1 protein-coding gene is annotated in these 289 nt (G+C 64.0%); it reads left to right on the top strand.

Annotated elements, in window-relative coordinates; translation table 11 throughout:
- Nucleotides 1–289 (top strand): LysE family transporter (locus BK660_RS32115; protein WP_259698576.1); only part of this gene is annotated, 289 nt, incomplete at both ends.

Raw genomic sequence — 289 nt, 5'->3', positions numbered from 1 at the left:
TGACCCACGGTCGCCGCGCCGGCACCTGGACCGCGCTGGGCGTGGGCACGGCGATTTTCCTCCACGTTGGTTATTCGTTGCTGGGGATCGGCCTGATCGTGTCGCAGTCGATCGTGCTGTTCAACGCCTTGAAATGGGCCGCAGCCGCTTACTTGCTGTACATCGGCTTCAAGGCGCTGCGCGCGCAACCGGCGAAAGTCGTGGCCGATGATCTGCACAAAGAGGCGGGCGTTCGCACCGCTCGCGGCGCGTTCACCTCAGGCTTCGTGACCAATGGCCTGAACCCGAA

This window comes from Pseudomonas brassicacearum (genome assembly GCF_003732265.1).
Lineage (GTDB): Bacteria > Pseudomonadota > Gammaproteobacteria > Pseudomonadales > Pseudomonadaceae > Aquipseudomonas > Aquipseudomonas brassicacearum_D.
Note: the sequence above shows the minus strand (reverse complement) of the source record. Positions and strands in the feature narration are given on the sequence as shown.